This is a genomic window from Streptomyces sp. NBC_01077, from assembly GCF_045162855.1.
In the GTDB taxonomy this organism is placed as follows: Bacteria; Actinomycetota; Actinomycetes; order Streptomycetales; family Streptomycetaceae; genus Streptomyces.
The window spans coordinates 8516535-8538151 of the sequence record NZ_CP108669.1; the positions used below are offsets into that span (position 1 = coordinate 8516535).

The 21617-nt window shown below is 72.1% G+C and carries 20 protein-coding genes; 15 read left to right on the forward strand and 5 right to left on the reverse strand.

Annotated features, from left to right (window positions below; all coding sequences use genetic code 11):
* Positions 1-9: 9 nt before the first annotated feature.
* A complete protein-coding gene (locus OG462_RS38295; RefSeq protein WP_406065121.1) occupies positions 10-783 on the reverse strand; it encodes a hypothetical protein in 774 nt (257 codons plus the stop codon).
* Between the two features lie 182 nt (positions 784-965).
* On the opposite strand from OG462_RS38295, the gene OG462_RS38300 reads away from it, so the two are divergent.
* Complete coding sequence (locus OG462_RS38300; RefSeq protein ID WP_406065123.1) at positions 966-1418, forward strand: SRPBCC family protein; 453 nt, start codon at positions 966-968, stop codon at positions 1416-1418.
* A 109-nt stretch (positions 1419-1527) separates the two neighbouring features.
* On the opposite strand, the gene OG462_RS38305 is transcribed toward OG462_RS38300, so the two are convergent.
* The 4 genes from OG462_RS38305 to OG462_RS38320 form a co-directional block, all read right to left on the reverse strand.
* The gene (locus OG462_RS38305) at positions 1528-2784 is read right to left on the reverse strand and encodes a serine hydrolase domain-containing protein (protein WP_406065125.1); all 1257 of its coding nucleotides are present in this window, start codon (positions 2782-2784) and stop codon (positions 1528-1530) included.
* A gap of 160 nt (positions 2785-2944) precedes the next feature.
* On the reverse strand, positions 2945-3826 hold the full coding sequence (locus tag OG462_RS38310; protein WP_406065127.1) for a DUF4436 domain-containing protein: 882 nt from the start codon (positions 3824-3826) through the stop codon (positions 2945-2947).
* 46 nt (positions 3827-3872) lie between these two features.
* Positions 3873-5057: an agmatine/peptidylarginine deiminase gene (locus tag OG462_RS38315; protein ID WP_406065128.1), complete on the reverse strand. Its 1185-nt coding sequence runs from the start codon at positions 5055-5057 to the stop codon at positions 3873-3875.
* Between the two features lie 341 nt (positions 5058-5398).
* The gene (locus OG462_RS38320; RefSeq protein ID WP_406065130.1) at positions 5399-6031 is read right to left on the reverse strand and encodes a TetR/AcrR family transcriptional regulator; all 633 of its coding nucleotides are present in this window, start codon (positions 6029-6031) and stop codon (positions 5399-5401) included.
* A gap of 176 nt (positions 6032-6207) precedes the next feature.
* Here OG462_RS38320 and OG462_RS38325 point away from each other — a divergent pair, with 176 nt between their 5' ends.
* The 14 genes from OG462_RS38325 (at position 6208) to OG462_RS38390 (ending at position 21615) form a co-directional block, all read left to right on the forward strand.
* Entirely contained in the window at positions 6208-7845 is a 1638-nt protein-coding gene (locus tag OG462_RS38325) for a protein kinase domain-containing protein (protein ID WP_406065132.1), read from the forward strand.
* Between the two features lie 81 nt (positions 7846-7926).
* Positions 7927-8508: a TetR/AcrR family transcriptional regulator gene (locus OG462_RS38330; protein WP_406065134.1), complete on the forward strand. Its 582-nt coding sequence runs from the start codon at positions 7927-7929 to the stop codon at positions 8506-8508.
* A 367-nt stretch (positions 8509-8875) separates the two neighbouring features.
* Positions 8876-9640, forward strand: coding sequence for an urease subunit gamma (gene ureA, locus OG462_RS38335; RefSeq protein WP_406065136.1), 765 nt, complete (start codon positions 8876-8878; stop codon positions 9638-9640).
* Positions 9637-11388 carry an urease subunit alpha gene (locus tag OG462_RS38340; protein WP_406065138.1) on the forward strand — a complete coding sequence of 584 codons (1752 nt, stop codon included), beginning with the start codon at positions 9637-9639 and terminating at the stop codon, positions 11386-11388. Before ureA ends, OG462_RS38340 begins: the two co-directional genes overlap by 4 nt.
* Positions 11389-11478: 90 nt before the next feature.
* Positions 11479-12492 (forward strand): agmatine/peptidylarginine deiminase, encoded by a 1014-nt coding sequence (locus OG462_RS38345; protein ID WP_406065140.1) that lies wholly within the window; start codon positions 11479-11481, stop codon positions 12490-12492.
* 74 nt (positions 12493-12566) lie between these two features.
* Positions 12567-14255, forward strand: a complete 1689-nt coding sequence (locus tag OG462_RS38350; RefSeq protein WP_406065142.1) for an ABC transporter substrate-binding protein — start codon at positions 12567-12569, stop codon at positions 14253-14255.
* The gene (locus OG462_RS38355) at positions 14252-15211 is read left to right on the forward strand and encodes an ABC transporter permease (protein ID WP_406065144.1); all 960 of its coding nucleotides are present in this window, start codon (positions 14252-14254) and stop codon (positions 15209-15211) included. The genes OG462_RS38350 and OG462_RS38355 overlap by 4 nt, the downstream gene beginning before the upstream one ends.
* A complete protein-coding gene (locus OG462_RS38360) occupies positions 15208-16068 on the forward strand; it encodes an ABC transporter permease (protein ID WP_406065146.1) in 861 nt (286 codons plus the stop codon). Before OG462_RS38355 ends, OG462_RS38360 begins: the two co-directional genes overlap by 4 nt.
* Positions 16065-17078, forward strand: a complete 1014-nt coding sequence (locus OG462_RS38365) for an ABC transporter ATP-binding protein (protein WP_406065148.1) — start codon at positions 16065-16067, stop codon at positions 17076-17078. Before OG462_RS38360 ends, OG462_RS38365 begins: the two co-directional genes overlap by 4 nt.
* The gene (locus OG462_RS38370) at positions 17071-17922 is read left to right on the forward strand and encodes an ABC transporter ATP-binding protein (RefSeq protein WP_406065150.1); all 852 of its coding nucleotides are present in this window, start codon (positions 17071-17073) and stop codon (positions 17920-17922) included. Before OG462_RS38365 ends, OG462_RS38370 begins: the two co-directional genes overlap by 8 nt.
* Positions 17909-19072, forward strand: a complete 1164-nt coding sequence (locus tag OG462_RS38375) for an agmatine/peptidylarginine deiminase (protein WP_406065152.1) — start codon at positions 17909-17911, stop codon at positions 19070-19072. The genes OG462_RS38370 and OG462_RS38375 overlap by 14 nt, the downstream gene beginning before the upstream one ends.
* 219 nt (positions 19073-19291) lie before the next feature.
* Complete coding sequence (locus OG462_RS38380; protein WP_406065154.1) at positions 19292-19780, forward strand: DUF1269 domain-containing protein; 489 nt, start codon at positions 19292-19294, stop codon at positions 19778-19780.
* Between the two features lie 50 nt (positions 19781-19830).
* The gene (locus OG462_RS38385) at positions 19831-20925 is read left to right on the forward strand and encodes a chemotaxis protein (protein WP_406065156.1); all 1095 of its coding nucleotides are present in this window, start codon (positions 19831-19833) and stop codon (positions 20923-20925) included.
* Positions 20926-20973: 48 nt separating this feature from the next.
* A complete protein-coding gene (locus OG462_RS38390; protein WP_406065158.1) occupies positions 20974-21615 on the forward strand; it encodes an FxLYD domain-containing protein in 642 nt (213 codons plus the stop codon).
* Positions 21616-21617 lie beyond the last annotated feature (2 nt).

Consider the following 21617-nt stretch of genomic DNA (forward strand, 5'->3'; position numbering starts at 1 on the left):
GAGGGCACGTCACGAAGAGGCGGGGCCTCCGGCGACCTCGGTGACGTCGGTGGCGCGCAGCAGCCTCAGGAAGGCCTTCAGGCCGGTGATGATCTCCTCGTTGTCGGTGAGGCGGTTCACCGTCGCCTCGAACTCCCGCGCCAGCGCGGAGATCTTCCGGTCGGTCTCGTCGGCGCGCTGATGCGAGGAGAGCGCGACGGCGTCCACCGTACGGCGCAGCTCGGCGAGGGCCCGGTACTGCTCCTCCGCCTTGGCGTCGAGCACCGAGGCCCCGCTCTCCAGGGCGGCGACCCGCCCGGTCAGCGCCACCACGTCGTCACGCGGGAAGGTCACGTCCCTGAGCAGGACGTGGAGCCTGCGCCGCAGCTGACCGAAGTACGCGCCGGCCGGTCTGAAGAACGTACTGATCAGGAAGAACCCGGCGAACCAGTAGCCCGCCTCGCGGCCGGTCGCCCCGGCAACGGCGAGCGCCGCGCCGGCCGTCACCACATGCCCGGCGACGGCGACCCGCAGCATCACGCGCGCGATACGCCGTGCCTCGGTGTCCCGCTCCTTGGAGACGGCGATCCCCTTCTCCCGGCTGGTCGCGATCTCGGCGAGGACCGCGTGGGCGCGGAAGTACAGGTTCCATGGAGCGGTGAGGAGCAGCAGGAGCCAGAGCAGCCCGAGGGCCCCCGCCCCCACGGCGAGCAACGTGCCGGGCGGTACCCCCACCGCGTACGCCAGTACCAGTGCGCCGACCGCGAGCCCCGCAGCCACGAACACACCCACGACCTTGCTCATGTCGCCCCCTCCGAGCCGGTTCACACCTTGGCGACATGGTCCCGCCGGGCCCCGCTCCCGGCCATGAGTACCGGTACTCAGATCGGCGCCGGTGGGCCGGTCTCCGGCAGTGGCAGCCGTCTGCCTCACATGGGACGATTCGTATGAAGCACCAAGCCCACGTGGGGGACGAAGAGGGCGCCATGTCTGCCATCAAGGAATCCATCGACATTGCCCGCAAGCCCGCGGAGGTCTTCTCCTACGTGACCGACCCGACGCATCTGCCCCAGTGGCAGGAGAGCGCGGTCTCGGTCCGCAAGCTCGGTGGCGACCCCATCGCGGTCGGCTCGAAGGTCGCCGTCACACGGCGGCTCGGGCGGCGGGAGTTCACCTCGACCATGCAGGTCATCGAGCTCGATCCGCCGCGCCACTGGCACGTGCACGGCATCGACGGACCGGTACGCGGCGACATCCAGGGCACGATCGAGCCACTGGACGACGGCGAGCGCTCGCGCGTGACGCTCTCCCTCGACTTCGAGGGGCACGGCATCGGGAAGGCACTCGTCCCCCTGGTCGTCCGTCCGCATGTGCGGAAGGAGATGCCGAAGGACGAGCGGACCCTCAAGGGCATCCTGGAGAGCGGCGCGGCCACCTGACGCGTGGGAGCCGTGGTCGTGCTCCGGGAGCGGCCGTCCATGCGTCGGACCGGTGAGGCTCCGCCGGAGGGCGGCGGAGCCTCGGTGGGGAAGGTCCACGCCCCGGGGCTCAGCCGATCGCGAGCGGGATCCCCGGCGCGAGCGCGGCCGCGATCCGCTCGGCGACCACCTCGGCCGTGTTGCCGTCGGGCGTGGTCGCGGTCTTGGTCGACGAGACCGCGATGGCGAGACGCTTGGACGGAAGGTACGCCTGGATGGCCGCGTACCCCGAGAACGACGGGTTCTGCAGGATCCAGCCGTTGACCACGATGACGCCGAGACCGAAGTGCGCGGCCTCTGTCTGCTTCAGACAGATCGTCGCGGGGCAGGTCTCGGTCCCGCCGCCGAGTCCGACCGTGCCCGGGTTGAGCAGGGTGCGGTACGAGCGGGGTGAGAGCAGCTCGCCGCTGCCGATGGCCTGCGCCGAGCGGGCCAGGTCGCAGATGTGGGTGGTGATGACCGCGCCGGGCGCGGTGGTCCACGAGGGGTTCCAGAAGGTGGACTCCTCGTACAGGCCGCGCTCCGAGGTGAAGGCGTGCAGGGCCGGACGCGGGATCTCGGGCGTGAAGTTGTTCTGCGTGTCACGCAGCTCCAGCGGCCCCGTGACCTTCTCCTTCACGAGCCGGTCGATCCGTACTCCGGTGATCTTCTCGAGCGCGGCGACGAGGAGGACGTAGTTGGCGTGGGAGTAGCTCCAGCTCTTGCCCGGCTCGTACCAGAAGGAGTGGCGGAGCGGGAACGCGACCAGCTCCTCGGGGGTCCACGCCCGGAAGGGGTGTGCCTCCAGTTCCTTCAGGAACTCCGGGTCGGTGACGTAGTCGTGGAGGCCCGTGGTGTTGGTCGCCAGCATGCGCAGGGTGATCTTGTCCGCCTTGGGCAGGTCGGGCAGCCAGCGCTCCACCGTGTCGTCGAGCCGGACGCGCCGCTCCTCGACCAGCCGGAGGAGGGCCGTGGCGATATGCGCGAAGGCCACGGAACCGGCGCGGAAGTGCATGTCCGGCTCGGCCGGGACGCCGGTCATGGACTCGCCGAGCGCGTCCGTGAGGACCTCGCGCCCGTCGATCGTGACCCGCACCTGCACGGCGTTGAGACGGAGGTCCTTCTTGGCCTTGCGGGTGATGTCCAGGACCTGGCGGGCCTTGCCGTCGAGGTGGCCCCGGGTCCGCACGCAGTCGGATCCGCCACGGCCGACCGGACCCTCTGCGAGCGCAGGGGCGACGGCGGTCGTCTGGACGGTGAGCGCGAGGAGGGCGGCGCAGAGCAGAGCCCTGCGGGACCGCGCACGCGCACGCGTGCGCGTGCGCGGGGAGAGGGGGGTGTGCGTCATGCCCCGCACTATGTCCGGGTGAGCGGGGCACCCGGGCTGAACACTCCGCAGACCGCACCAGACCCGCCCATGTGGGGCAGACGACAGCGCCGTCCGGCCGCGTCACGGGACGGGCGGCGTCACGTCACGAGACGGCCGCCGCGCGTCACGGACGACCTCGTCAGGGGACGGGCGCGCCGCGCGGGGGCGGTGGGTCCTCCGCGCGGACGGCCCGGACGACCACGACGATCACGCAGAACGCGATCAGCGTCTCGGCCCAGAAGAACGCCAGGTAGTCGAGCAGACTGCCGATGGGCGGCGCGCCCGGAGCGGTGTTCCGGAAGGCGGCCAGGGCGAACAGCGTGGCCGCCATCCAGCCGAGCGCCGGCCAGGTCAGCCCCGTGCGGCGCCGCACGAGATGCCAGCCGCCCATGAGAACGGCGACGGCGAGGGCCCACATCGCCAGCATCATGAACACGGCGAAGACGAGCACGCTGCGGGAGCGCGCCGCCTCCGCCGAGAAGACGGCCGCACCGTTGATCTCCGACGTGTCGACACCCAGGGAGAACAGGGCGTCCCGGTTGGTGAGCGTCATGCGTACGGGGACGCTCTCGCCGCCCTGCACGGCGCCGAACTCCATGTCCGTCTCGTACGCGTCGAACGGATAGTCCGTGATCGCGCCGCCCGTCAGCGTGACGGGCACGTCGACGGTCGCGATCCGGCTGTGCGCCGGGAACGTGAGGTCGCCTCGTACGGACGACGAGGTCTGGAGCGTCAGGTTCTCGGCGGGGGAGATGCCGCCCACCTCCGCGAGCGCGCCGCGCGGGGTGACGAGGAGGCGCAGGACCAGCTCCCGGCCGGCGGCGTCGACGCGCTGCACGGAGGCGTCGATGTCGATCCGGTCGGGAGCCTGTCCTCCGGCGGTGTGGCGGGTGTCCAGGTCCTGGCGTTCGCCGAACTGGAGCCACAGCCCGCACAGAGCGGCCGCCGCGACGGCCAGGAGCACGAGTCCCGTACTCAGCGGCCCGCCGGGGGGCCGTGGTTGACGTCGCTTCAGGGACACGGCCGTGCTCCAGTGCAGAAGGGAGGAGGGAGGCGGGGAGGAGCCGTCAGGCGGCGGGCTTGCCCGGCTGGTCGTGGGTCGCGCAGTGGATGCCGCCGCCACCGGAGGCGATGGTGTCGATCTGGACCTGTACGACGTCCCGCTTGGGGAAGTGCTCCTGGAGGATGCCCTTCGCCCGGTCGTCGGCCGTCCGGTCGCCGAACCTGGGCATGAAGACCGAGTCGTTGGCGACATAGAAATTGGCGTACGTCGACACGAAGTCGTCGCCCTCACCCGTGATGCGGTCGAGGTCGGGCTGCGGCAGGTCGACGATCTCGAAGCGCCGGCCCCGCGCGTCGGTCGCCTTCTCGAGGACCGAGCGGGCCTGGTCCGCCGAGCGCGACCAGGAGTCGGCGGGCGAGCCGGGGAACGCCTGGTCCAGGAGGACGACGCCGGGCGCGGTGAACCGTACGAGACTGTCCACGTGCGCATCGGTGATGTCCTCGCCGCGCACACCCGCCAGCCAGACCACCTTCTCGACGCCGAGCGCGTCGATCAGCTCGTCCTCGATCTGGTCCCGGGTCTTCCCCCGGTTGCGGTTGTCGTTGACGATCGAGCTCTCGGTGACGAGGAGTGTGCCCTCGCCGTCGGTCTCGAACGAGCCGCCCTCGGCGACGAGGGGCGCCTCCTCGCGGGGGATGCCGTACTTGCGGAGCAGCAGACGGCCCACCTCGGCGTCGTTGGTGTGCTCCTGCTTGTTGCCCCAGCCGTTGAAGTTGAAGTCGACCCCGATGAGCTCGCCGCCGTCCTCCACGAAGACGGGAACGATGTCACGGGCCCACAGGTCGTCGACCGGGAGCGGGATGACCTCGACCTGGGAGCCGCACGCCCGCTGGGCCGCGGAGACCTGGTCCGGCCGGGCCATCATGACGACGGCCTCGTACTCGGCGACGGCACGGGCGATACGGGCGATGTCCTCCCGTACGTAGGGCAGGTCGCCCTCCCAGACGGAGGCGAGCGCCGGCCACGACATGAACGTACGGGTGTGGCTGTCCCACTCGGCTCCGAAGCGGCGCTCGCCGCCCTCGGAGGCGGGGCGGGCCGAGCCGGTGGCCGGGCGGGTGGAGGCGCCGGTGGCACCGGCAGGCGTGGACTCGCCTGGGCCGCAGGCCGCGGCGCCGAAGGCGAGGACGCCACCGAAGCCGGCGAACGCGCGCAGGGTCGTGCGGCGGGAAGGAGGGTGGTGGGACACGCTGTGCTCCGATCGTGGGCTGGCGAGACTATCCAGCGGCGGCGGGCGGATCGTGATGACGCGCACGCGGCGTTGGCGGGATTCGCGGGCCTGGGCTTCACGCGGGTGACCGACGTACGGAGACGGGATACCCGGACGTGAGTGGGGGTGGGCCGTGGCGTCACTGTGACACTGACTGGATCTTCAGTCAAATGAGTGAGGGCGTGCCTTCGGGCGCGCTGGACTGGATGGGGGCGTGCGTCGTGGACGGGCTCGACGCGCACGTGCCGGTCCGGTCGGCCCGCCGTGGACACCACGCCCCGGTCCGGTCAGGCTGCCGCGCATGCCGCCTGCCGGTCCGGTCAGCCCGCCGCGCACACCGCCTGCCGGTCCGGCAGGCCCAGCAGGTGCGCCTCCGCCGCGACCGCTTCCCGCATCAGTTCGCGCGCGTGGTCCACCGGCAGGATCCCGATGAGCCAGCGGGTGCTCAGCCCCTCCAGGAGGGCGGTGAGCCGCTCCGCCGCCGCGACGAGATCGGCGTCCGGGACCGAGGGGGTTCCCGGGCCCAAGAGGTCCGCGACCTCGCGGACCCAGTCCACGCGCGCCCGCGCCAGCTCCTTCCGCAGCTCGGGATCGAAGACCGCGCCGGCCCGCAACTCGCCCCACGCCGTGCTGTTCTCCCGGACCTCGGGCACGTCCTGGAGCTCCAGCAGAAGTCGCCGCTCCAGCTCCCCGAGGGGGGAGTCGGGTGTGTGCGGGCGCGGTGGATCCCGGTGCGTGTACCGCTCCGCGCGGGCTCCGATGAACTCCAGCGTGCTGCGCAGCAGACCCGCGCGGTCCTCGAAGTGGTAGTAGACGAGCGCCTTGGAGACCCCCGCGTCGGCGGCCAGTTCCTCGACCCGGAGCCCGCGCACACCTCGGCGCGCGATCACCCGGGCGGCCGCTTCCAGGATCGCCCGTCTCCGGTCCTTGGTTCCGTATTCCTTCTCTCTCATTCCGTACTCCTACTCTCCGGTTCCCGGGCCAGGCGGTCCGACCCGTGTTGACTGAAACTTTAGTCAACGGCACGATCAGGTACAGGGCGCGCCGTGTGCCCGTACGCGCACCACCGGGCCGCGGATGTCGCCGACCTGCCCCGGGGTGCCGTCCCGCACCGCCGAAAGAGCCGCCCATGTCCTCCACCCACCCCGCCGGGGCGCAGCCGGCCCGCGCGCCGCTGTCGCTCGACGACCCCACCGAGATCGGCGGCTACCGGGTGCACGCCCGCCTCGGCGCCGGCGGGATGGGTGTCGTCTACCTCGCCTCCACACCGGGCGGGCGACCGATCGCCGTGAAGGTCGTCCGCGAGGACTTCGCCGCCGACCCCGAGTTCCGCCGGCGGTTCGCCCAGGAGGTCGCGAGCGCATGCCGGATCCACGGGCTCTTCACGGCGCAGGTGGTGGACCACGGCGTCGACGAGGCCGTTCCCTGGCTCGCCACCGCGTACGTTCCGGGGCCTTCCCTCCAGCAGGTGGTCGAGCGCCACGGGCCGCTTCCGGCGCGTACGGTCCTCCTTCTCGTCGCGGGCATCGCGGAGGCCCTCCAGGCCATTCACGCGGCGGGGGTCGTCCACCGCGACCTCAAGCCCGCGAACGTCCTGATCGCCGAGGACGGACCCCGTGTCATCGACTTCGGCATCGCGCGAGCGGCCGACACCACAGGGCTCACGGGCACCGGAGTGCGCATCGGAACGGCCGCCTACATGGCGCCCGAGCAGGCGCTCGGCCTTCCGGTGACGTCCGCGACCGACGTCTTCGCGCTGGGCGCCCTCGCCGCGTACGTGGCCGGTGGGGCCCTGCCGTTCGGGGTCGGTCCCGAATCGGCCGCGCTGTACCGGGTGGTCCACGAGCCGGCCGACCTCTCGCGCGTGTCGGGGGAGCTGCGCGCCCTTCTCGGCTGGTGCCTGGCCAAGCGGCCGGAGGAACGGCCCACCCCCGCCGAGCTCATCGCGGCGGTACGCGCGCATCCGGCGGTCGGCCCCACGCCGGAGTTCTCCGAGGGCTGGCTGCCCGGAGCGGTGCGACAGGAGATCGCGGGGCGGGGAGCGGGCCAGACTCCCGCCCCTCACTCGGCTCCTGCCCCTCACTCGGCTCCCGCCCCTCACTCGGCTCCGGCCCTTCACTCCCCTCCCGCCCCTCACACGGATCCCGCGTCGCCGCCTCCGCACGCCCAGCCCACGCGCGCGGCCACCCCGGCTCCGGTCCGGCTGCCCACGCAGCGGGTCCCGGCGGACGAGGGCGCCTCCGAGCCGTCGCCACAGACCGGCGCACGCGTGCGACGCGGTCGGCGTACGGCCCTGCTCGCGGGGGCCGTCGTCGCCGTACTCGCCCTCGGTGGCGGCACCGTGTACTACCTGAGCGCCCCGGAGTCGCCGTCCGGGGGCGCCCCCGGCACCACGTACGCGCGTGGCTACTCCGAGGTGGAGCTGACCGCACCCGACAAGGGCTACGAGTTCGATCTCGCCGCCGGGAAGGTGGTGCCCGCCGAGACCGCGACCTGGTACCTCGCCCGCGAGGGCGAGGAGCTCGTCGTGCCCGGGAACACGGACGCCTTCGTCGCCTCCGGCTACTCGCTGAGCCCCGCCGACTGCGAGCGGGGGATCGACTCGGAACCGGTCACGCGCCTGCCGCTCGACGACCTCGCCGACGAGCGGCCGTTCTGCGTCCGCAGCTCCGACGGCGGACGGCTCGTCATCGCGCGGCTGGTCGAGGCGGGTCCCGCCGGCGGCCCCGTCACGGTCGTGGTCAGCGAGCACCGGACGAACCGCTGAGCGGGAGCCGGGAGCCGGGAGCCGGGAGGCAGAACGACGGCGGCGATCACATCGACCCGACGTCCGGATAGGGTTCACGGCATGTCGTCTCGCAGTACTCAGATCCTGGAAGCGGCCGCCCGGGTGATCGCCCGGCGCGGGGTGCGCGGCCTTCGCGTGGAGGAACTGGCCGCGGAGGCCGGGGTCTCCACCGGCCTCATCTACTACCACTTCAAGGACCGGACCGGGATCCTGCGGCACACGCTGGAGTTCATCAACGACCGCGCCGAGCGGTACACCACGCTGCGCGACCCCGACGAGGAGCCGCTCAGCGCCCGCGAGGAGCTCGACGAGGTCCTCCTCCTGGAACTCCAGGACACCCCGGAGGTACGGGAGAACAGCTCGGCCTGGGGCGAGCTGCGGGCGAGCGCCGTCTTCGACCCGGTCCTGCGCGAGGACCTGGCGCGGGCGACCCTGGTCTGGGTGCAGGAAGTGGCCGCGCTCCTGGGCCAGGTGCAGCCCATGGCACCGGCGGCCACGCTCGCCGCTGCCGCGGAACGGCTCACGGCCCTCCTGGAGGGCCTGAGCATGCGCTGGCTGAGCGGCGGCCTCGCGATCGACCACGCGCGCACGCTGCTGCGGGAAGCCGTCGATGTGGAGCTGGCCTCGCTGCGGCAGCCGTAGTCCGTGGAGCTGGCCTCGTTGCGTCAGCCGTAGTCCGTGGAGCTTGCCCAGCCGCGTCAGCCGTAGAGGGTGCCTTGCCGATCAGGCCGGGCTCGCGACCGGCCTGATGGGCAAGGCACCCCCTGGTCCGTGGCCGGAATCAGGGCCCCGCGTCACCCCCTCTCCCTATGCGCTGTTCACGCTTGCTTCATCTCTTGACTGATTTTTCAGTCAGTGCCACAGTGTGGGCATCGCCGGGCTCGCCGGCCCCGCTCGCCCCACAGGGGGAGCGAGCGGCCGAGGCGCAGCGCCCGCCCCCTCTCTCTCCCCGCCTCTTCGCCGGGGAGGAAGGAAGCACCCCCATGTACGTGACGTACGCGAGGCCGACATGCCGTTGACCCCCACCGAGCGGGACCGTCTGTTGTTGTTCACCGCCGCCGAACTCGCCCGTGCCCGCCACGCGCGCGGTCTGCGGCTCAATGTCCCCGAGGCGACCGCGCTCATCGCGGACACGGTCTGCGAGGCGGCCCGTGACGGCCTGCGCCTGGCCGAGGCCGTCGAGCGGGGACGCGGCACGCTGGGCCCCGACGACGTGCTGCCCGGGGTCGTCGACGTGGTCACCGAGATCCAGGTCGAGGCCGTCTTCGACGACGGCACCCGGCTCGCCGTCGTCGGCGAGCCGTTCGGCGCCCAGGACAGGAACGACGGCGCCCCCGGTGCCGTACTGCCCGGCCCCGAGGTCATCACCACGCCGGAGCCGGTCGTGACCCTCGCGGTGCGGAACACGGCGAGCGTGCCCGTCAGCGTCACCTCGCACTTCCACTTCTTCGAGGCCAATCCGCGCCTCGACTTCGACCGCGCCGCCGCGTACGGCATGCGGCTCGCCGCCCCCGCCGGCTCGTCGACACGGTTCGACGCCGGCCAGGTCGTCGAGGTGGGCCTCGTCCCGGTCGGCGGCGCCCGTATCGCCATCGGCTTCGCCGGCCTGGTGGACGGTCCGCTCGACGCGCCCGGCGCCAGGAACCGGGCCCTGGAACGGGCCGCGGCCTGCGGCTACCTGGGCGCGGAGCCGGCCACGGTCACCGAGGCGCCCGGCCCGGAAGCCCGCCCGGAAGCCGCCCCGGAAGTCGGTTCGGAAGGAATACGCGCATGAGCAGGCCCACGAGGCACAGCGACCACTGCGTCCCCGGCACCAGCCGGCACGTCGACCCGCACGAGTACGCCACCGTCCATGGCCCCCGCGCGGGGGACCGGGTCCGGCTGGGTGACTCCGGGCTCGTCGTCCGGGTGGAGTCCGACTCCCAGAAGCCGGGGGACGAGTTCCTGGCCGGCTTCGGCAAGACCGCCCGCGACGGTCTGCATCTGAAGGCGGCGGCCGTCCGCGAGACCTGTGACGTCGTGATCAGCAACGTCCTGGTGATCGACGCCGTCCTGGGCATCCGCAAGGTGTCCGTCGGTATCCGTGAGGGCCGGATCCACGCGATCGGCCGGGCCGGCAACCCCGACACCCTCGACGGGGTCGACGTCGTCGTCGGCACGGGAACGACCATGATTCCGGGCGAGGGTCTGATCGCCACCGCCGGAGCCGTCGACACCCACGTCCACCTGCTCTCCCCGCGCATCATGGAGGCCTCGCTCGCGAGCGGTGTCACCACGATCATCGGCCAGGAGATCGGGCCGAGTTGGGGTGTCGGCGTGAACTCGCCGTGGGCGCTCCGTCACGCGTTCAACGCCTTCGACGCCTGGCCGGTCAACATCGGCTTCCTGGCCCGTGGTTCGTCCTCGGACCCGGCTCCGCTCGTGGAGGCGCTCGCCGAGGGCGGTGCGTCCGGCTTCAAGGTCCACGAGGACATGGGCGCCCACACCCGCGCCCTCGACACGGCGCTCCGCGTGGCGGAGGAGTACGACGTCCAGGTCGCCCTGCACAGCGACGGCCTGAACGAGTGCCTCTCGGTCGAGGACACCCTGCGGGTCCTGGACGGCCGTACGATCCACGCCTTCCACATCGAGGGCTGCGGCGGCGGCCACGTACCCAACGTCCTGAAGATGGCGGGCGTCCCGAACGTCATCGGCTCCTCCACCAACCCCACGCTCCCCTTCGGCCGCGACGCAGTCGCCGAGCACTACGGGATGATCGTCTCCGTCCACGCGCTCAAGACCGACCTCCCCGGTGACGCCGCCATGGCGCGCGACCGGATCCGGGCCGGGACCATGGGCGCGGAAGACGTCCTGCACGACCTCGGCGCCATTGCCATCACCTCCTCCGACGCGCAGGGGATGGGAAGGGCGGGGGAGACCGTCCGCCGTACGTTCGCGATGGCGGGCAAGATGAAGGCCGAGCTGGGGCCCCTTGAGGGCGACGGCCCGGACGACGACAACGCGCGCGTGCTGCGGTACGTCGCCAAGCTCACCATCAACCCGGCGATCGCCCACGGCCTCGCGCACGAGATCGGTTCGATCGAGGTCGGCAAACTGGCCGACATCGTGCTGTGGCGGCCACCGTTCTTCGGAGCCAAGCCCCAGATGGTCATCAAGAACGGTTTCCCCGCCTACGGAGTCACCGGCGATCCGAACGCCGCCACCGACACCTGTGAACCGCTCGTCCTCGGACCGCTGTTCGGCGCGCACGGCGCCGCGCCCGCCGACCTCTCCGTGGCCTTCGTCAGCCGCGCCGCCGCCGAGTCCGGATCCTTCGGGCGCCCGTACGACGCCATGGCCACCAGGCGCCGCAGGGTCGCCGTGCGGGGCACCCGAGGCATCGGACCCGCGAACATGATCGGCAACGCGCGCGTGGGGGACGTCCAGGTCGACGCGCGCGACGGCCTGGTGACGCTCGACGGTGCACCGCTGCGCTCGGAGCCGGCGCGTGAGGTCTCCCTCAGCCGTCTCTACTTCCTCTGAGCCGGCGCACACTCTTTTTTCACGCCCACGCTCTTGACTGAAAATTCAGTTAGGGACACGATCCTTCCCAACGATCGAAATGAGACACCGATGACCGAGTTCCGTATGCCCGCCGAATGGTCCGCGCACGAGGGCTGTCTGATGGCGTGGCCCACCCGCGGGGACCTGTGGAACGACGTCCTGGACGCCGTGAAGCAGGAGTGCGCGGACGTCGCCCGCGCCGTCGCGCGGTTCGAACCCGTCACCATGGTCGCCCCGCCCGGCTTCGGCGACGACGCCCGCGCCCACTGCGGCGAGGACGTCACCGTCGTGGAACTGCCCCTCGACGACTCCTGGTTCCGCGACTCCGCGCCGCTGTTCGTCCTGGACGGCGACGGACGCCGTGCCGGCGTCGACTTCCGCTTCAACGCCTGGGGCCGCAAGCACCACCCCTACGACTCCGACGACCGGATCAGCGCCCTGCTCCTGGAGCACCTCGGTGTCGACCGCATCGCCTCCGAGATGATCCTGGAGGGCGGTGCGATCACCGTCGACGGCGAGGGCACGCTCATCACCACCGAGCAGTGCCTCCTCCACCCCAACCGCAACCCGGACCTGACCCGCGAGCAGATCGAGGCCGAGCTCAAGAGCCGGCTCGGCGTCAGCAAGGTGATCTGGCTGCCGTACGGCGGACTCCTCGACACCGAGACCGACGGTCACGTGGACGGTGTCTGCGCCTTCGCCGCCCCCGGCAAGGTCGTCGTCTCCCTGCCCGACGACCCCGAGCACCCCGACTACGCCCGGATGCGCGCCAACCGCGCGGTCCTGGAGGTCTCCACCGACGCCCGGGGCCGCGCCCTGGAGATCGTCGACGTCCCCCAGGTCGCGTTCGCCGAGGTCGCCGGCGGCCAGGTGGAGGTCTCGTACCTGAACTTCTACGTCGCCAACGGCGGCGTCGTAGTCCCGGTGGCCGGTGTGCCGCAGGACATGGCCGCCCTCGAGGTCATCGCCACCGCCTACCCGGACCGCAAGGTCGTCGGGGTGCGGGCGCCGGTGATCGCGTACGGCGGTGGCGGAGTGCACTGCATCACCCAGCAGATCCCGGCGGCCCGCCCGGCCGTGTGACGACCCCCACCTCAGCACCGCCGTCCAGCCTCAGCAACGCCGCCCAGCCCGCCGTACCGAAAGAGAGCGCGACGATGACACCCGCACCCCCACCCCGCGTCTTCAGACGCCGCCCCGGTCCGTTCCGCGGCCGCTCCGTCCCCGCGACGGCCGCGCGGGCCGCGCTCGCGGTCCTGTCCTCGTGCGCCGTGCTCGCCGCCTGTGCCGGTCCGCCGCGCGACGGGACGGACGGCCCAGGGTCGTCGTACGCGCTCTCCGCCGGGACGCCGAAGCCCAAGGGGGACATCGACTCCTTCACCTGGGCCGTGTACGCCGAGCCGCCGACGCTCGACTACACCGTGGCGTTCGACTACCCGCAGAACACCGTCCTCTCCAACGTGTGCGAGAGCCTGATGCGCTGGACCCCCGGCCTCACGCTCGAACCGGGCCTCGCCCGGAAGGCGTCCAACCCCGACCCGACCACCTGGGTGTACGACCTCCGGAGCGGGGTGCGCTTCCACGACGGCCGTACCATGAGCGCCGACGACGTCGTGTTCAGCCTCGGCCGCCAGATGGACCCGAACAACGCGGCGGCCTGGGCGCAGAACTTCGAGAACGTGGCCTCCATACGGAGGACGGGCCCGCTCCAGGTCACCGTCAAGCTCAAGAAGCCCGACTCCCAGTTCCCCCAGTACATGGCGACCGCCGCGGGTGTCGTCGCCTCCAGGGCCGGAGTCACCGCCGCCGGGAAGGACTACGGCACGTCCGGCGGCCTCGCCTGCACCGGGCCGTTCTCGCTGGGAGCCTGGCAGAAGGGGCAGTCGCTCGAACTCGACCGCTTCGACGACTACTGGGGCACCCGGGCCAAGGCGGGCAAGGTCGTCTTCCGCTTCCTGACCGATCCCTCGGCCCGGACCAACGCCCTGCTCAGCGGGGAGGCCGACGGCGGCTACCTCATCCCGACCGAGAGCTACGCCCGCCTCAAGGGCAGCGGCGTCGGCACCCTCTACTTCGGCGAGGGCCTCAGCACCGTCAACGTCAACGTCACCGACATCAAGGGCCCGCTCGGCGACGTCCGCGTCCGCAAGGCGCTCTCCCTCGCCCTGGACCGCTCCGGCTTCGTGAAGGCGGGACTCGGCGGCGCGGGCAGCGTCACCAACTCCCTCACCACCCGCGCCGTCTGGGCGGGGGCGTCGCCGGAGACCCGTAAGGCGGCCTTCGCGGGACTGCCGCCCACCGACCGGGACATCGAGAAGGCCCGCGAGCTCGTCCAGGAGGCCGGCGCCACCGGCAAGACCCTGACCGTCGCCACCAGCTCGATCGGCCAGGACGTCTCGCTCCTCGCCACCGCCGTGCAGGGCGCCGGCAGCCGGATCGGGCTGAACATCAACCTCAAGTCCGTCGCCCCCAACGCCTTCACGGCCCTCTTCACCGACCCCGAGGCGCGCAAGGGCATCGACATGTTCCCGCTCACCTACTACGACTCGATCACCGACCCGCTGGACCTCCTCACCAACTTCAGGACCGGCGCGTACCTCAACTTCGCGGGCTACAGCGACAAGCGGTACGACGAGCTCGTCGACCGGGCCACCGCCACCTACGACCGGGACGCCCGGCTCCGGATCGAGACCGAGCTCCAGAAGCTGGCCGCCGAGCAGCTGCCGTGGATCCCGGTCGCGGAGTGGCCCACCGCCGTCTTCCTCAACAAGAGGATCACCGGCGCCCCCACGACCATCGCGTACATGTACTACCCGTGGGCCGCCGACGTGGGGGCCGCGCCGTGAACTTCGTGAGATTCGCCGTCCGGCGGGCCGCCGAGATGGCGGCCACCCTCCTCGTCGCGTCGTTCGTCGTCTTCGGCGCGATGTACCTGGCGCCGGGCAGCCCCGCGAGCTTCCTGCTCTCGGGCCGCTCGGCCTCCCCGGAGGCGCTCGCCGCCGTCAACGCCCAGTACCACCTCGACGACCCGTTCGCGGTGCGCTATCTGCGCTGGCTCGGCGACATGGTCCAGGGCGACTTCGGCCGCTCCCTCACCTACCGCACCGACGTCTCCCGGATCCTCGCCGACCGCCTGCCCACCACCCTGCTGCTCATCGTCATGGCGCTCATCGTGGTGGTCACCCTCGGTCTGCTGCTGGGCCGGATCGCCGCCGTACGCGGCGGAGCCACCGACTCGGCCGTCCTCGTCGCCACCACCCTCGCCGTCGGCACCCCGTCCTTCGTCGCCGCCGTCCTGCTCCAGGGCCTCTTCGCCGTCAAGCTCGGCTGGTTCCCCAGCGGCGGCGCGGGTGACGGATTCCTCGACCAGGTCTGGCACTTGACCCTCCCGGCGGTCGCCCTCGCGCTCTACCTCATCGGGATGCTCGCCCGGGTCACCCGCTCGGCGATGCTCGAAGCGCTCGCCGGTGAACACGTCACGGTCGCCCGAAGCCGGGGCGTCCCCGAGCGGCAGGTCATCCGCCGGCACGTGCTGCGCAACTCGCTCGGGACCGTCCTCACCACCGGGGGACTGATCGTCTCCACCCTGCTGGTCTGCACGATCCTCGTGGAGACCGCCTTCAGCATCGGCGGCATCGGGCAGCTCCTCGAACTCTCCACCACGACCAAGGACTTCCCGACCGTCCAGGCCATCTCCCTCATCATCGTGGCCCTGTTCATGACGGTGAACCTGATCGTCGACCTGCTGCTGCCGCTCGTCGACCCCCGGATCACCCTCGGCACGAGAGGGGTGGACGCATGAGTACCGTGCTCACGCGGCGGCCCGGACTCGGCAGACTCCGCGCCTCGTCCGGTCGTTCGCCCCTGCACCTCGTCTCGCTCGGCCTCGTCGGGACCGTGGTCCTCGCCGCGCTCCTCGCGCCCTGGCTCGCGCCCCACGACCCCAACGCCGTCGACCTCGGGGCCGCGCTCGCCGGGCCCTCCGCCGAGCACCCGTTCGGCGTCGACGCCGCGGGCCGCGACACTCTCTCGCGGCTGCTCCTCGGCGCCCGCACCTCCCTGCTCGGTCCGCTCGGCGTCGTCGTCTTCTCCACGCTCGCCGGGGTCGCCATCGGCACGGCGGCGGCCTGGCGCGGCGGCTGGCTCGACTCGGTCCTCTCCCGCGCCACCGAACTCGTCTTCGCCTTCCCCGGGATGCTCCTCGCGGTCCTCGTCATCTCCGTGTACGGCGAAGGGCTGCTCGCCCCCGTCGTCGCCCTCGGCCTGGCCTACCTGCCGTACGTCAGCCGGCTCACCCGCTCCCTCGTCCTGGCCGAACGCGCCCGCCCCTACGTCAGCGCCTACCTGGTGCAGGGCCACTCGGCGCTCCAGATCTGCCTGCGCCACCTCCTTCCCAACATCGCGCCCGTCGTCCTCGCGCAGTCCACCATCAACTTCGGCTACGCCCTCATGGACCTGGCCGGCCTGTCCTTCCTCGGCCTCGGCGTACCGCCGCTCACACCGGACTGGGGCCGCATGGTCTTCGACGGCCAGACGGCCGTCCAGTACGGCTACCCGCTCTCCGCGATCCTGCCGAGCCTCCTCGTCGTCCTGACCGTCGTCGCGTTCAACGTGGTCGGCGAGCGCTGGGCCGACCGCGTCGCCAGGAGAGACCGATGACACCAGACCACTCCAAGACCCCCGCGACCACGACGCTCGACATCCGAGGCCTGCGGATCGCCCTCCCCGGAACCGCCCGGCCCGTCCTCGACGGCATCGACCTCGCCGTCGGCAGCGGCGAGACCGTCGCCCTCGTCGGCGAGTCCGGCTCCGGGAAGACCCTCACCTCACGCAGCGCCCTCGGCCTGCTGCCGCCCGGCGCCACCACCGAAGGCACGGTGCTCGTGGAAGGGCACGACGTCCTGGCCATGGGCACGGACCGGTTGCGCGCCCTGCGCGCGGAGACCGTCGCCATGATCTTCCAGGACCCGCGGGCGGCTCTCAACCCACTGCGCCGCATCGGTGACTTCCTCACCGAGGGCGTGTGCTCGGCCCGGACCATGGACCGGACGGCGGCCACCGCGCGCGCCGTCGAGCTCCTCGAAGCGGTCGGTCTGGACGACACCGCCCTGCGGAAGTATCCGAGCCAGGTGTCCGGAGGCATGCTCCAGCGCGTCATGATCGCCGCCGCGCTCATGGGCGACCCCGCCCTTCTCCTCGCCGACGAACCCACCACCGCGCTCGACGTCACCACCCAGGCAGAGGTGATCGCCCTTCTCGCCCGACTGCGGGAACGCTTCGGCACCGGACTGCTCTTCGTCACCCACGACCTCGACCTGGCGGCGGCGATCAGTGACCGCGTGTACGTCATGTACGCCGGCCGGATCGCCGAGACGGGCCCCGCCGAGGCCCTCTTCGCGCGCCCCCGCCACCCGTACACCGCGGCCCTGTTCGCGTCCACGCCCCGCCTGACCACCCCGGGCGGCCGGCTCGCCGCCATCCCCGGACAGCCGCCGGACCTGCGGACACCTCTCACCGGCTGCGCCTTCGCTGCCCGCTGCCCGCTCGCCACCGAGATCTGCGAGGAAGTGGCGCCGGAACCACGGCCCACCGACGGGCCACCGGTGCACCTCGCCGCCTGCCACCACAGCGACCGTCTCGTCACCGAAGGGAGCGTCGTCGATGCCTGAACCCCTTCTGCAGACCGTGGACCTGCGGCGCAGCTTCGGACCCGTCCACGCCGTGGACGGCGTGTCCTTCACCCTCCCCGAGGGAGGCTCGCTCGGCATCGTCGGCGGCTCCGGCTCGGGCAAGACGACCACCGCGCGCATCGTCGTCGGCCTGGAACGGGCGGACGCGGGTGAGGTACGCGTACGGGGCCGGGTCCGGCCCGCCCGGGCACGCGGCCGGGAACAGCGCCTGGCCAGGGCCCGCGAGGTACAGATGGTCTTCCAGGACCCCTATCTGTCCCTCGACCCGAGGACCAGCGTCGACGGGGTCCTGCGCGAGACCCTGCGCCTGCACTTCCCCGACCGGGACCCCGAACCCCGTATCCGCGAACTCCTCGACCAGGTGGGCCTCGGCACCCGCGCCGCCGACGCCCTGCCCCGCCGGCTGTCCGGCGGCCAGCGCCAGCGCGTCGCCATCGCCCGCGCCCTCGCCGTCGAACCGGCGGTCCTCGTCCTCGACGAGGCCGTCGCCGCCCTCGACGTGTCCGTGCAGGCCCAGATCCTCAACCTGCTCGCCGACATCCGCGAACAGACTCCCATCGGCTACCTGTTCATCACCCACGACCTCGGCGTGGTCCGGTGCGTCACCGACGAGGTCCTCGTCATGCGCCACGGCAGCGTCGTCGAGGCCGGCGCCACCGCAGAGGTGCTCGCCGCGCCGCAACACCCGTACACCCGGCTCCTCCTGGCGTCCGTCCCGCACCCGGGCTGGAACCCCGACCGGATCGCGGCGGCCCGGCAGGAGCTCGCGTCCCCCCTCGCACCGCCCACCCAGCACACAGGAGGCAGCAGTGAACCGACCTGAGGCGAACCCCGCCGGCGCGAACCGGCGGCACGCCCGACCGGGCCTGAACAGGCGCGGATTCCTCATCGCGGCCGGCGCGACCGCCGCGGGCGCGGCCCTCGCGACGACCACCCAGGGCAACGCCCGCGCCACCGCGGCCGCGGGCACCTTCAGGGTCCCGGTCGAGGACGTCCGGCACTCCCGTACGTGGATGGCCTGGCCGGACAGCACGTCGATCTGGGGCAACAAGCTGAGCGGCGTCCAGGCGGACATCGCCCTGATCGCCCGCACGGTCGCGAAGTACGAACCGGTCGTGATGTGCGCCAACTCCGCAAGCGCGGCGAAGGCCCGTCAGCTGTGCGGCTCCACGGTCACCGTCATCAGCTCCATCCCCGTCGACGACTGCTGGATGCGTGACACCGGGCCCGTCTTCCGTACCGACGGGACCGGCGGTCTGGACGCCGTCGGCCTCAACTTCAACGGCTGGGGCAACAAGCAGACCCACGCCAAGGACGCCCTCGTCGCCGGACGGATCGCCTCCTACGTGGGCGTGCCGATCACCTACGCCGACCTGGTCGGCGAGGGCGGAGCCATCGAGCAGGACGGCGCCGGCACCCTGATGGCCACCCGCAGCAGCCTCGTGAACCGCAACCGCAACCCCGGGGTGTCCGAGCGGCAGCTGGAGGCGGCCATGTGCGAGGCCTACGGCGCCTCCAAGGTGATCTGGTTCGACGGTGTCCGCGGCCAGGACATCACCGACGACCACGTCGACGCCACGTCCCGCTTCCTCGCCCCCGGCGAGGCCCTCGTCCAGATGCCCCTCGCGTCCGACAACGACGCCTACGCCAAGGACGCCCGCCAGCAGTTCAGCGTCCTGTCCGCCTCGACGACCGCCACCGGCGTCCCGATGGACACGATGCGCCTCCAGGGACCGGACTACTACAAGATCCGCTCCACCGACCAGGAGTTCCTCGCCTCCTACGCCAACTTCTACCTCTGCAACGGCGCCGTGATCAGTGCCCACTTCGGCGACACCCGGGCGGACCAGGCGGCGAAGGCCACCCTGGCCCGCCTCTACCCCGACCGTGTCATCGAGCAGCTGAACATCGACCGCCTCGGCACGGGCGGCGGCGGCATCCACTGCGTCACCCAGCAGCAGCCGGTGGCGTAGCCGATCCGTACGGCGGCCCCCGTTCCCCGGGGTGCCGCAGCAGGCGCCCCGCACCGGCTTCGGTCCAGCCGGCGCGGGGCGCTTTCGCCCGTTGAGGGGACACCGAGTCGCGACCCTGTACATATCGGGACAAGATGACATTTCGTGGCCCCGGAGAGGCCGTCCGGGGCTCTCCACAGGAAGGGAGACCTTGAGGATCCCTTCTCCCAGGAGGCGGGAATGGCTGAGCTCATCGTCATCGGATACGACGACCCCCAGGTGGCCGAGCGGGCGTACGACACGGTGCAGGATCTGCAACGCGACTACGTCGTGCATCTGAACGGTCTCGCCGTCGTCTCCGTGGACGCCGACGGCAGCACCCACGTCGACACCAACAGCCGTATCGTCGGCGTCTCCGCCGCCTCCGGGGCCATGTGGGGAGCCATCTTCGGCCTCCTCTTCCTGTTTCCCGGCGTGGGACTCCTGACGGGAGCCGCCCTCGGCGGCCTCGTCGGCAAACTCAGCAAGTCCGGCGTCGACGACCGGTTCCGCCGGCAGGTGGAGGACCTCCTCAAGCCCGGCTCGTCCGCCGTCGTGATCATGGCCTCGAAGATCACCGACGACAAGTTCACGGTGGCCATGCAGCCGCACGGCGGCACCGTCCTCAAGACCTCGCTCAGCGACGAGGACGAGAAGGACCTGGCCGAGCAGCTCGCCGGCCCCCAGTAGCCGGCCGCCCCGCCCGCAGAACCGCCGCAATTCGCCAGGAAGGCTTCCCCATGGACCCCGCGCTCAGCAGCGACGTACTCGCGAAGCTGCGACAGCCCCGCCCGTACCCCGCCGTGTCCCTCGTGATGCCCACACACCGCCGCGAGCCGGACAACGCCCAGGATCCCGTCCGCCTCCGCAACCTCGTGGCCGCGGCGGAGAAGGCGATCCAGGACGACCCGGCGGTGTCCCGCGAGCGGCGCGCCGACGTCCTGGACCAACTGCGCCGGGCGGTGGCCGAGACCGACCTCGCGCACGCCGAGGACGGCCTGGTGATCTTCGTCGCCCCGGGGGAGCACTACGTGTGGACGGTGGCCCGGTCGGTCCCCGAGCGCGTCGTCCTCGCCGACACCTTCCTCACCCGCAACCTCGTCGCCGCCCAGGCCGCCGAGCAGCCCTCGTGGGCGCTCGCGGTCGCGGCCGACCGCGTCTCGCTGTGGAGCGGCAGCCCCGAGCGGGTCACCGAGCACACCGGGGACGGCTTCCCGCTCACCCGCAGCCTCGAAGACCCGGACGCGGAGCGCAAGGAGCGCATCGGCGACCTCCCCAGTACCTTCCAGGACGAGGCCACCCGCCAGTTCCTGCGCGAGGCGCACACGGCACTGCGCGCCGTCCTCGCCTCCGAGCCGCGCCCGCTGTACGTGATCGGTGAACCCGCCGCCCTCGCGCTCCTGGAGGACACCGGGCAGGGCCGGCAAGGTGCGACAGCCATCCACCACGGAGGGCTCGCGAAGGGACCGGCGACCGCGGTCCACGAGGCCGTCGAGCCCGCCCGCGCCGCCCGCGAGGCCGCGGCGGCGACCACCGTCCTGGCCGAACTCGACGCGGCCCGGGGACGGCGCGAGTTCGCCGGCGGCATCGACGAGGTGTGGCAGGCCGTGAAGGACGGCCGGATCCGGCTCCTCGCCGTCGAGGACCACTACCGGACCGTCGTACGGGACGAGGGCGACCATCTGGAACCCGCCGAGCCCTCCGAGGCCGAGGCGCGGGACGACATGGTCGACGAGATCGTCGAGCGCGCCCTCGACACCGGCGCCGAGGTCCAGTTCGTCCGCGACGACGCCCTGCTCGACATGGGCCGCATCGCCGGTGTCCTGCGCTACTGACGACGACCGCACACGAGAACGACCGCTCACGAGAAGAGGACGCATCCTGTGAACCCCACATCGGCGCGCGCGAGCCGGTCGGTCCGCGCCCGGGCGGTGAGCGCGGCCGCCGCCGTCGTCGTCACGGCCCTCGGCGCGGTCGGCCTCGTGTCCTGCGACACCGGGAACGACGACACCGGCGGTCCCACCTTCAGCGAACGCCCCACAGCCCCCGACACGGCCGGCTTCTCGGGTGAACTGCCCTCCTCCGTCGCCTCCTCGGCGGCGGAGGTGGTCGAGTCCGCCCGGGCGTCCGCCTCCTCCGCGGCGGCCTCGGCCTCCGCACGGGAGGCCGAGCGCAAGGCGTCCATCGGGGCGGAGATCGAGCGTTCCCGCCAGGCGGCCCAGGACGCCCTGAAGGGCGTGCAGGGCCGGGGCAACGCGCTGGCCGAGGTCGCGATGACCGGCAAGCCCCGGGCGGACACCGGCGGTGTGCTGACCGTCGTCGTGACCATCACCAACAGGACGGCAGAGGAAGCCTCCTACGCCGTACAGGTCGACTTCCTCGACCCTTCGGGCAAGGTCGTCGAGACGCAGTTCGTCGGTGCCGAGGACCTCGAACCGGGCGAACGCAAACAGCCGTTGGTCATCAGCAGGCAGCCTCCCGAGCCGGTGCTGACCCCGAGGCTCACCAAGGCGCAGCGGTACTGACA

Coding starts and splice junctions, on each gene's coding strand:
- OG462_RS38295 (WP_406065121.1), bottom strand. CDS start 783: ATGAGCAAGGTCGTGGGTGTGTTCGTGGCTGCGGGGCTCGCGGTCGGC.
- OG462_RS38300 (WP_406065123.1), top strand. CDS start 966: ATGTCTGCCATCAAGGAATCCATCGACATTGCCCGCAAGCCCGCGGAG.
- OG462_RS38305 (WP_406065125.1), bottom strand. CDS start 2,784: ATGACGCACACCCCCCTCTCCCCGCGCACGCGCACGCGTGCGCGTGCG.
- OG462_RS38320 (WP_406065130.1), bottom strand. CDS start 6,031: ATGAGAGAGAAGGAATACGGAACCAAGGACCGGAGACGGGCGATCCTG.
- OG462_RS38325 (WP_406065132.1), top strand. CDS start 6,208: ATGTCCTCCACCCACCCCGCCGGGGCGCAGCCGGCCCGCGCGCCGCTG.
- OG462_RS38330 (WP_406065134.1), top strand. CDS start 7,927: ATGTCGTCTCGCAGTACTCAGATCCTGGAAGCGGCCGCCCGGGTGATC.
- ureA (WP_406065136.1), top strand. CDS start 8,876: ATGCCGTTGACCCCCACCGAGCGGGACCGTCTGTTGTTGTTCACCGCC.
- OG462_RS38340 (WP_406065138.1), top strand. CDS start 9,637: ATGAGCAGGCCCACGAGGCACAGCGACCACTGCGTCCCCGGCACCAGC.
- OG462_RS38345 (WP_406065140.1), top strand. CDS start 11,479: ATGACCGAGTTCCGTATGCCCGCCGAATGGTCCGCGCACGAGGGCTGT.
- OG462_RS38350 (WP_406065142.1), top strand. CDS start 12,567: ATGACACCCGCACCCCCACCCCGCGTCTTCAGACGCCGCCCCGGTCCG.
- OG462_RS38360 (WP_406065146.1), top strand. CDS start 15,208: ATGAGTACCGTGCTCACGCGGCGGCCCGGACTCGGCAGACTCCGCGCC.
- OG462_RS38365 (WP_406065148.1), top strand. CDS start 16,065: ATGACACCAGACCACTCCAAGACCCCCGCGACCACGACGCTCGACATC.
- OG462_RS38370 (WP_406065150.1), top strand. CDS start 17,071: ATGCCTGAACCCCTTCTGCAGACCGTGGACCTGCGGCGCAGCTTCGGA.
- OG462_RS38380 (WP_406065154.1), top strand. CDS start 19,292: ATGGCTGAGCTCATCGTCATCGGATACGACGACCCCCAGGTGGCCGAG.
- OG462_RS38385 (WP_406065156.1), top strand. CDS start 19,831: ATGGACCCCGCGCTCAGCAGCGACGTACTCGCGAAGCTGCGACAGCCC.